The organism is Burkholderia sp. APQ4-4ca (assembly GCF_057837105.1).
On sequence record NZ_JBYQCG010000083.1, the window covers coordinates 1 to 9,526 of the forward strand.

At 69.7% G+C, this 9,526-nt stretch carries 11 protein-coding genes; 5 read left to right on the forward strand and 6 right to left on the reverse strand.

From position 1 onward, the window contains the following. A partial coding sequence (locus tag AC3IFE_RS10280) for a GNAT family N-acetyltransferase (protein WP_489190440.1) occupies nt 1–478 on the reverse strand: 478 nt, incomplete at its 3' end. A 338-nt stretch (nt 479–816) separates the two neighbouring features. On the opposite strand from AC3IFE_RS10280, the gene AC3IFE_RS10285 reads away from it, so the two are divergent. After that, entirely contained in the window at nt 817–1,200 is a 384-nt protein-coding gene (locus AC3IFE_RS10285; protein ID WP_089469135.1) for a hypothetical protein, read from the forward strand. A gap of 166 nt (nt 1,201–1,366) precedes the next feature. Here the strand turns inward: AC3IFE_RS10285 and AC3IFE_RS10290 are convergent, their stop codons facing one another. Further along, the gene (locus AC3IFE_RS10290; protein WP_301737701.1) at nt 1,367–2,224 is read right to left on the reverse strand and encodes a helix-turn-helix transcriptional regulator; all 858 of its coding nucleotides are present in this window, start codon (nt 2,222–2,224) and stop codon (nt 1,367–1,369) included. Nucleotides 2,225–2,319: 95 nt separating this feature from the next. Here AC3IFE_RS10290 and AC3IFE_RS10295 point away from each other — a divergent pair, with 95 nt between their 5' ends. After that, the gene (locus tag AC3IFE_RS10295; RefSeq protein ID WP_489190441.1) at nt 2,320–3,213 is read left to right on the forward strand and encodes an SDR family oxidoreductase; all 894 of its coding nucleotides are present in this window, start codon (nt 2,320–2,322) and stop codon (nt 3,211–3,213) included. A gap of 59 nt (nt 3,214–3,272) precedes the next feature. On the opposite strand, the gene AC3IFE_RS10300 is transcribed toward AC3IFE_RS10295, so the two are convergent. The 3 genes from AC3IFE_RS10300 to AC3IFE_RS10310 form a co-directional block, all read right to left on the reverse strand. Further along, nucleotides 3,273–4,652: an FAD-containing oxidoreductase gene (locus tag AC3IFE_RS10300; protein WP_089469137.1), complete on the reverse strand. Its 1,380-nt coding sequence runs from the start codon at nt 4,650–4,652 to the stop codon at nt 3,273–3,275. Nucleotides 4,653–4,831: 179 nt separating this feature from the next. After that, nucleotides 4,832–5,407, reverse strand: coding sequence for a hypothetical protein (locus tag AC3IFE_RS10305; RefSeq protein WP_489190442.1), 576 nt, complete (start codon nt 5,405–5,407; stop codon nt 4,832–4,834). A gap of 46 nt (nt 5,408–5,453) precedes the next feature. After that, the gene (locus tag AC3IFE_RS10310; RefSeq protein WP_489190443.1) at nt 5,454–5,720 is read right to left on the reverse strand and encodes a hypothetical protein; all 267 of its coding nucleotides are present in this window, start codon (nt 5,718–5,720) and stop codon (nt 5,454–5,456) included. Between the two features lie 42 nt (nt 5,721–5,762). Between AC3IFE_RS10310 and AC3IFE_RS10315 the strand changes: the two genes are divergently transcribed. Beyond that, a complete protein-coding gene (locus AC3IFE_RS10315; protein WP_489190444.1) occupies nt 5,763–6,401 on the forward strand; it encodes a LysE family translocator in 639 nt (212 codons plus the stop codon). A 192-nt stretch (nt 6,402–6,593) separates the two neighbouring features. On the opposite strand, the gene AC3IFE_RS10320 is transcribed toward AC3IFE_RS10315, so the two are convergent. Further along, complete coding sequence (locus tag AC3IFE_RS10320) at nt 6,594–6,830, reverse strand: hypothetical protein (RefSeq protein ID WP_144030130.1); 237 nt, start codon at nt 6,828–6,830, stop codon at nt 6,594–6,596. Here AC3IFE_RS10320 and AC3IFE_RS10325 point away from each other — a divergent pair. Together AC3IFE_RS10325 and AC3IFE_RS10330 are read left to right on the forward strand one after the other, a co-directional pair. Beyond that, a complete protein-coding gene (locus tag AC3IFE_RS10325) occupies nt 6,829–7,617 on the forward strand; it encodes a DUF3348 domain-containing protein (protein WP_489190445.1) in 789 nt (262 codons plus the stop codon). The genes AC3IFE_RS10320 and AC3IFE_RS10325 overlap by 2 nt on opposite strands. Nucleotides 7,618–7,627: 10 nt before the next feature. Then, nucleotides 7,628–9,526: DUF802 domain-containing protein (locus AC3IFE_RS10330; RefSeq protein WP_489190446.1), on the forward strand; the 1,899-nt coding region annotated here is incomplete at its 3' end.

The following is a 9,526-nucleotide window of genomic DNA, read 5'->3' on the forward strand; positions in this document are numbered from 1 at the left end:
TGAAATCGTACGTACCGACACGCTTGAAGCCTGCCTTCTCGTAGAACGCGATGGCCTTCGCGTTGCCCGACCACACGCCCAGCCATACCGGACCAGGGCGCGTTTCGGCGAGATACGCGAGCGCGGCGTCGAACAAGGCCCGCCCGGCGCCGGTTCCCTGGGTGCCGCGTCGAAGATAGATTTGATGGACCTCTCCCGACCCGTCCGCCACTTCCGGGTGCGGCAGCTTGCACGGCCCCGCGTGCGCATACCCGACCAGCGTGCCGTCGTCGCCTTGCGCGACCCACGTGCGGCACTGCGGGTCGCCGAGCTGCCCGGTGATCGCTGCCACCGAATAGGCACGGGCTTCGTATTCGGCCAGATCGTCCGGCGGGTAGTCGATGCCGAATCCGTCCTGCAGAAAGGTTTCGCGAAACGTATCGCGTTTCAATTCGGCAAGCGGGACGGCATCGGCCAGGGTCGCAACGCGGATCAACATGGAGCTTCTCTCGGTTCGGTGTCGGGCCGTCAGTTTATCGTGGGCGGCCTCGCGCCCGCGCGCCGCCACCGGCTAACCCGCGAGCGTCGCGGTCGGACGCACGACGATCTCGGCGACACGCGCGATCCGCGCAGGGGCATGATCCGGCGCGCTGTCGCGGATGCGGCTGCCCGATCCGGGAAAAGAACCGATTTTGCAGCGCAGCGAAACGCGGCGGCGCTTACCCCGCCCGGCATGCGTAGCGAACCGAAACCGCCGGCACGGCAATCATGCGGATGCCGATGGTTGACCGTCGGCGGACATGCTAGGATTTCCGTCAAACAACTCCGGAGACTGCGATGCCGTTCATCTGCGAAAACGTCGAATGCCGTGCCGTGCTGGCTCGCGGGCAGGTCAGGCACCATCAGGAGGGCGCGGGCTGGTGCTTCTACTGCCCGGATTGCAACACCCGAAACGAGTTGATGAATGTCGGCACGGTCAGCGGCCCTGTCGAGCTGGTTCAGCCGGAGCGGGCCAGCCCGCCGCACCGGGTCGTCGCGACGGCCCGGCCGCTGGACGACGGCCGCTACGCGGCGCAATTGAGCGTCCAGCGGGCGCTCGCCGTGAAAGGCACCTACGCGGCCGAGGAGCACTGGAATGAGCTCGGCGTATTCGGCGACGCGCAGGAAGCCGTCGCGCATGCGAAATCTTTCGCGACGGACTTGCTGCAGCGCGTCGCATAGTTGGTACGTTTCCGTGAACGAACAAGGGGCGTCGCGCATTCGTGCGCGACGCCCCTTTGCGTTTTTCGCGCATGTTCGTGAGTGGTGATAGCGAACGACGAGATTTGTTTCGCGATCCGCCGATACGTGTCGTCCCGAATCAGGCTTCCGAGAAAGCCGCGTAAGGTCACACTGCCGGCGCTTGCACCGCGCGGGCCCGTTCGCGGGCCGCGACGAGTTCGCGGATCCGCGCACGGTCGGCCGGCGTCACCGGCGTGAAGATCACGAGGCTCAGGTCCGGGCTGCCGGTGACCGAGAACGCAGAATATTCGAGCGCGATCCGGCCGGCTTGCGGATGGCGAATCTCCTTCGTGCCTTCGTCGTGCGTACGGATAGCGTGGTCGCGCCACATCGCGTCGAATTCGGCGCTGGTCGCGCGCATCTCGTCGACGAACGCCTGCACGCTCTGCGTCGCGCCGCTGCGCGCGACGTCCGCACGAAACGCGCCGACCGCGAACCGCGCGACGCGCTCCCAGTTCGGCTGCGCGTAACGCACCCCCGCGTCGACGAAGATCAGCCGCAGGATGTTGCGCGCGGCCGGCGGCAGCGTCGCGTAGTCGGTCAGCGTCGCGGCCGCCGCGTCGTTCCACGCGGCGACGTCCCACGTCGCGGTGCGGATGATCGCGGGGCTCGCGTCGAGCGAATCGAGCACGTGCCGCAGGCGCGGCGTCACGCTGGCCGGCGCGTGATAACGCACCTCTGGCGGATGGCCGACGCCGATCAGGAACAGGTGTTCGCGTTCGGCGTCGTTGAGCATCAGCGCGCGGGCGAGCCGGTCGAGCACGTCGGCCGACGGTGCGCCGCCGCGGCCCTGTTCGAGCCACGTGTACCACGCGGCGCTCACGTGCGCGCGTTGCGCGACTTCCTCGCGCCGCAGGCCCGGCGTGCGGCGGCGCGTGGCCGGCAGCCCAAGCGCGGCCGGGTCGAGTTTCTCGCGGCGGTCCCGCAGGTACGCGCCGAGCAGGTTGTCGGGGGCGTCAGCCATATCCTGTTAGTTCGTTTACTCGTAAACCGTCACGACTTCACCGCGCGCGGCCATCGGCAGATAGTAGGCCTCCATTTCATCCGGAGGTGCTGAACATGCGTGTCTTTGTTACGGGAGCGTCGGGATTCGTCGGCTCGGCCGTCGTCGCCGAACTCGTTGCCAACGGGCACTCGGTGCTCGGGCTCGCGCGGTCCGATGCGGCCGCGGCGGCGGTTGCCGCAGCCGGCGCCGACGTCCATCGCGGATCGCTGGAGGATCTCGACAGCCTGACGCGCGGCGCCGAAGCCGCCGACGCGGTGATCCACACGGGATTCAATCACGATTTCTCGCGCTTCGCGCAGAACTGCGAACTCGACCGCCGCGCGATCGAGACGATCGGCGCGGTGCTCGCCGGCTCGGCGCGGCCGCTCGTCGTCACGTCCGGCCTCGCGCTCGTCGCGCCCGGCCGCGCGGCGACGGAGGACGATCCCCACGTGCCGGTGTCGGCGCACTATCCGCGTGCGTCGGAGGCGACAGCGGTCGCGCTCGAAGCGCGCGGCGTGCATGCGTCGGTCGTGCGCCTGCCGCCGTCCGTGCACGGCGACGGCGATCACGGCTTCGTGCCGCGCCTGATCGCGTTCGCGAGGGAGAAGGGCGCATCGGTGTTCGTCGGCGACGGCGCGAACTGCTGGCCGGCCGTGCACCGGCTCGACGCGGCGCGTGTGTACCGGCTCGCGATCGAACGTGGCGCGGCGGGCGCGCGCTATCACGCGGTCGACGATACGGGCGTGCCGTTCCGCGAGATCGCGGAGGTGATCGGCCGGCGGCTGAACGTGCCGGTCGTCGCGAAGTCGGCGGCGGAAGCCGGCGAGCACTTCGGCTGGTTCGCGATGTTTGCGGGAATGGATGCGCCCGCAACCAGCGAGCGCACGCGGGCATCGCTCGACTGGGCGCCGACGCAGCCGCGACTGCTGGCCGATATCGACCGGCCGCGGTATTTCGAAAGCTGACGGGCGGCTCGGGCCGTGACGAACACCCCTCCACGTCGCGGCCGCCCGCCTGCCGTGCGTCACTCGACCGGATGCAGATCCTGCAGCAGTGTCGGCAGCAGCTCCGACACGGTCGGGTGAATATGCATCGCGCGGCTGATCGTCGTGTACGGCGCGCCGGCGGCCATCACGTCGAGGATCCCGTGCACGACCTCGTCTCCGGTCACGCCGAGGATCGATGCGCCGAGGATCGCGTGGTTGTCCGCGTCGACGATCACCTTCATGAAGCCCTGGCTCTCGCCCTTCTCGACCGCCCGGCCGACGCGCGTCATCGGGCGCGTGCCGACCAGCAGCCGGCGGCCCGTCTGCTTCGCTTCCGCGAGCGTCATGCCGACGCGGCCGAGCGGCGGGTCGATGTACATTGCGTAGGCCATGATGCGGTCGGACACCTTGCGCGGATCGTCGTCGAGCAGGTTCGCCGCGACGATCTCGTAGTCGTTGTACGCGGTGTGCGTGAACGCGCCGCGCCCGTTGCAGTCGCCGAGCGCCCAGACGCCTGGCACGTTCGTGCGCAACTGCTCGTCGACGGTGATGTAGCCGCGTGCGTCGGTGTCGATGCCCGCGCGGTCGAGCCCCAGATCGTCGGTGTTCGGCACGCGCCCGACCGCGAGCAGCAGGTGCGAGCCCGCGACCTCGCGGCCGCCGCCCGCGCAGTCGAGGCCGACGACGATGCCGTCGCCGTCGCGGCGTGCGCTCAGGCAGTTCGCGTCGAGTTGCACGTCGATGCCTTCCTTTTCGAGGATCTCGCGCACCGCCTGCGACACGTCTTCGTCCTCGCGGCGAATCAGGCGCGAACCTTTCTCGACGATCGTGACCTTCGAGCCGAAGCGGCGGTACATCTGCCCGAATTCGAGCCCGACGTAGCTGCCGCCGACGATCACGAGGTGGTCGGGCAGGAAGTCGACGTCCATCATCGTCGAATTGGTCAGGTACGGCACCGAGTCGAGGCCCGGCATCGCGGGCACCTGCGCGCGTCCGCCGACGTTGATGAAGATGCGTTCGGCTTCGAGCACGTCATCGCCCACGCGCACCGCGTTCGCGCGTTCGAAGCGGGCATGACCCTGAAAGACGGTCGTGTTGTCGAGGCCGCGCACCCATTGCTCGACGCCGTGGTTCGAGCGTCCCGAGATCTGGTCCTTGCGCGCCTTCACAGCTTTCATGTCGACGGTGACGGGGCCGCCGACCGACACGCCGTATTCGCCGGCGCGTCGTGCAAGCTGCGCGGCGTACGCGCTTGCGATCAGCGTCTTGGTCGGGATGCAGCCGGTGTTTACGCAGGTGCCGCCGAAGCGGCCGCGCTCGACGATCGCGACTTTCATGCCGGCGCCGGCGAGCCGTGCGGCGAGCGGCGGCCCGGCCTGGCCGGTGCCGATGACGATCGCGTCGAAGTGTTGCGTCATGACGTCCTCCTGTGCGGGGGCAACGAGGAAAGAGGCCGGCGCAAGCCGCATGCCGTGCCGGCGGTCGCGCGGGCGACGAGCGCCTATGGTAGACCTGTTGGCCGGGCGCGGCGAGCGGCGGGCGGACGGTGCGTCGCGTTGAAAAACGGCACTGCCGCGGGCGGCGCGGCGTGCAGCGTCTAGTCCTTGCGTTGCCACTGCCCGAACGACACCGGCCGGTGCGCGTCGGCGCGCGTGACGGTGACATGGTCGGGCTGGTCATCGAGCGGAAACGATTCGGTGACGATCTGGCTCGAAAACAGCCAGCCATGCGTGCGCGGGTCGTAGCGGAATGTGACGTAGTCGGTCCAGTGCTGCCCGCACGCGACGATGTTCTGCACGGTGAAATAGCGGCCTTTCACCGACAAGCCGTTGTCGGCGGCATCTTCTGGATCGAAAGGGTCGCACTGGCCGCCTTCGTTCGCGCGCAGCACGACCTGGTCGTTGCGCGTGGCGAGCCGGTAGATGTGGTCGGCCTGTTCCTCGTAGATCAGCAGCGGGCGCGGCGACGGCTGGTCGCGCGTGTCGACCGCGCGGTGCACGACGACGAGAAAGCTGTGCCGCCCGTTGTCGAGATCGGGGCCGGCTTGCGCGAGCAGCGGCTGGTAGCCGGGTGGGAGTTGCGCGGCGATCGATTTCGGCAGGGTGTCGGCGCGGGCGCCGAACGAGACGGCGGCGAGCAGCGGGAGCAGGGCGGAAAGGCGAAAAGCGCGCATGGCGGGCGGTTTGGTCGAAAGAGGAAAGGGGTTGAGCCGTGCGCCGTTACGGATTGCGCCCGGGAAGCTCGGCGCCCGGCGCGGGAATGTCGGGTCCGTCGTCCGCGAGGGCGAGGCTGACGGTCGGGCTCGCGATGGACTCGCGAAAGATCGCTTCACCGACGGCGGCATCGTCGGGATAGCGGGCGGCGCGGATCTCGATCATGGGGCGGCGCGAGATGACGGGAAAGAGGGCCAGCATAGCAGCGCGCGGCCGCTTTCGGCCATGCGCGAAGCGTGCCAGAATCGACCGCTCGACCGTCGGAAACGACACGCAGGCGCCGGCGCAGCGGCGTCGCTGACCAAGGAGACTTTGATGACCGCATCGGCTGCCGTACTCGCCATCCTGGCTGCGCTGTTCCTCGGCGCGATGATTCCGGGCCCGAGCTTCGTGCTGGTGGCCCGCAATTCGATCGGGCTGTCGCGCCGCGACGGGCTGGCCACCGCGCTCGGCATGGGGATCGGCGGCATCGTGTTCGGCGGCGTCGCGCTCGCCGGGCTCTACACGCTGCTGCAGGCCGTCGAATGGCTGTATGTGGGCCTCAAGGTCGCGGGCGGCGTGTACCTGATCTACATGGCGTCGAAGATCTGGCGCGGCGCCGACCGGCCGATCGCGATGGACGGTCCGCAGGCGATGGCGGGCGGCAGCGCGCGCAAGTCGTTCTGGACCGGCCTCACGACCCAGCTCAGCAACCCGAAGACGGCGATCTGGTACGGCAGCATCTTCGCGGCGCTGCTTCCGCAGCATCCGCCGCTGTGGTGCTACCTCGTGCTGCCGCCGCTCGTGTTCGCGGTCGAATTCGGCTGGTATACGCTCGTCGCGCTGTGCTTCTCGACGCGCCGGCCGCGCGAACTCTACCTGCGCGCGAAAAAGTGGGTCGACCGCATCGCGGCCGGCGCGATCACGCTGCTCGGGCTGCGGCTGATCCTCAATGCGCCGAAAGCGGGGATCTGAGCGCTTCTTTATCGGCACGTGGCGGGGGCGGCCCTGCCGTCGCCGGTCAGCGGCGGGAACCGGCCGGCCCGCCCGGGCCGCTCGCCCGAGCGCGCGTCGGCGTCCCGAATACCATGATTACCGGTTCATCGTTGGGCCAGGGTCAGGCGCGGCGTGCGGAACGCCCGCACCCGTCGCCGCGGCTCGGCCCGTTCATCGTTCATGGCGGGCCGGCACTGCAAACACGTGACGCATGACTTCCCGATGGCGCGACCGCTCGCCGGCCGCCGCCGACCGTGCTTCCCACCCTCTCACCGCCGCCCGCCGAGCCTTGCGCGACGGGCGTTCCCGTGTATCGCGCGGCACGCCGAACCGCGCCGCTTCCCCGATTCTGGCGGTCGACCGCCCGACGACGTGTAAACTGCTGCCTTTTTTGACGGTTTGCAGCATGGTGCAAGCATCTCCGCGCCCGGCGTTGAGCGGTCCGACGCTCGTCCGGCTGCTCGCGCGCCTGGCCGATGCCGACGTCGCGGAATCCCGGCAGACGCTGTCCGACCGGCTGAGCCAGTGGCTCGGCTGGACCGACGCGATCACGCTGTCGTCCGCGCTGAATGCGAACCCGCCGGGCGTCGCGGCCGGCGTGCGCGGCTACGACGCCGAGCGCGACTGCGCGCGCGTGCGCCACGACCTCGCGCAGGCGATCGCGGCCACCAACCGGCCGCGGGCGCGGCGCCGGCCGGGCGACCTGCCGCCGCCGGCCGCCGACACGGCCGATTTCGCGGACTTTCGCCAACGTTATCTGACCCTGCAACAGGACATGGAAACGGCGATCGGCCAGTTGCGCGGCCGCCTGCGCGTCGCGCTCGCCGCGCGCTCGTCCGGGATGGCGCGACTCGCGACGCTCGACACGATCATGGAGCGCGTGCTCGGCGCGCGCGAGCGCAGCCTGCTGTCGGCCGTGCCCGCGCTGCTCGGCACGCGCTTCGCGCGGCTGCGCGACGCGGAGCGGCAGGTGCTGGCGGAGGCCGAAACCGCGGCCGCCGCGGCGCCCGACACCACCGACGCGTCCGCTCCGGCCGACGAAGGCGCGGTGGCCGACACCCCGGCCGTCGCGGCGATCGTGCCCGGCGCATGGCTCGATACGTTTCGCGACGAGATGCAAAGCATCCTGCTTGCCGAACTCGAAGTCCGGTTTCAAACGGTAGACGGGCTGCTCGCGGCCCTTCGCACCTGCTAATCAACACGCTATGTCCAGAATTCGCCTTGATCTCGTTGTCTTCGTCGCCGGTCTGCTCGCTGTGGGCTGGATCGGTGCCGGCTATGTCGCGTCGAACCCGCTGGCGGCGGCCGTCACGCTGCTGATCGGCGCGTGCTATGTCGCCGGCGCATGGGAGCTGCTGCGCTACCGGCAGGCGACCGCCACGCTGTCGCACGCGGTCGCCGGCCTGACCGAGCCGCCCGCGAAGCTCGACACGTGGCTCGACATGCTGCATCCGGGCCTGCGCGGCGCGGTGCGCGCCCGGGTCGAAGGCGCGCGCGTCGCGCTGCCGGGCCCCGCGCTCACGCCTTACCTCGTCGGCCTGCTGGTGCTGCTCGGCATGCTCGGCACGCTGCTCGGGATGGTCGTCACGCTGAAGGGCACGGGCGCCGCGCTCGAAAGCGCGACCGATCTCGATGCGATCCGCGCGTCGCTGATCGCGCCGGTGAAGGGGCTCGGGTTCGCGTTCGGCACGTCGATCGCCGGCGTCGCGACGTCCGCGATGCTCGGGCTGTTGTCCGCGCTCGTGCGCCGCGAGCGGATCGACGCGGCCCAGCAGCTCGATGCGAAGATCGCGACGACGCTGCGCGTGCATTCGTCCGCGCACCAGCGCGACGAATCGTTCCGGCTGCTGCAGCGCCAGGCCGACGTGATGCCGGCGCTGGTCGACCGGCTGCAGACGATGATGACGACGCTCGAGGCGCGCAGCGTCGCGTTGCACGATCGTCAGCTCGAAAGCCAGCAGGCGTTTTTCGACCGGACCGAGCGGGCGTACGCGGGCCTGGCGTCGAACGTCGGCGACGCGCTGAAGGAAAGCGCGGCCGAAAGCGCGCGTGTGGCCGGCGCCGCGTTGCAGCCGGTCGTCGCCGCGACGATGACGGGGCTCGCGCAGGAGATGGCCGCGCTGCGCGACACCGTGACGGGCGCGGTGCAGCGTCAGCTCGACGGGCTGACGGACGGCTTCGAGAAGACCACCGGCAACGTGACGGCTGTCTGGAACCGCGCGATCGACGAGCAACGTCAGGCGGGCAACGCGGTCGCGCAGCAGTTGCAGACGACGCTCGGCCAGTTCACCGACACGTTCGCGCAGCGTTCGTCGGATCTGCTCGACGGCGTCGCGACGCGCCTCGAATCGACCGAGGGCCGCCTGTCGGCCGCATGGCGCGACGCGCTGGCGCGTCAGGAGCAGGTCGGCGAGACGCTGGCCGGCCAGCATGCGCGCGCGCTGGGTGAAGCCGCCGCGACGTTCGAACGCCATTCGGCCGCGACGCTCGCCGCGATGCAGGAGTCGCATGCGGGGCTGCAATCTCAACTGGCGGCGCGCGACGAAGAACGCCTCGCCGCGTGGAACCACTCGCTGGCCGCGATGGCCGCGAAGCTCGGCGAAGAATGGCAGCGCGCAGGCGTGCATAGCGCCGGCCGTCAGCAGGAAATTTGCGACGCGCTTGCGCAAACGACGCGTGACCTCGCTGCACAAGCGTCGACGTTCGAACAACGCTCGAACGATCTGCTGACGACGATTCGCGATTCGCACACCGGCCTGCAGTCGCAACTGGCCGCGCGCGACGAAGAACGCCTCGCCGCGTGGAACCACTCGCTGGCCGCGATGGCCGCGAAGCTCGGCGAAGAATGGCAGCGCGCAGGCGTGCATAGCGCCGGCCGTCAGCAGGAAATTTGCGACGCGCTTGCGCAAACGACGCGTGACCTCGCTGCACAAGCGTCGACGTTCGAACAACGCTCGAACGATCTGCTGACGACGATTCGCGATTCGCACACCGGCCTGCAGTCGCAACTGGCCGCGCGCGATGAAGAACGTCTGTCGGCCTGGAACGATTCGCTTACTGCGATGGCCGCGAAGCTCGGCGAAGAATGGCAGCGCGCAGGCGTG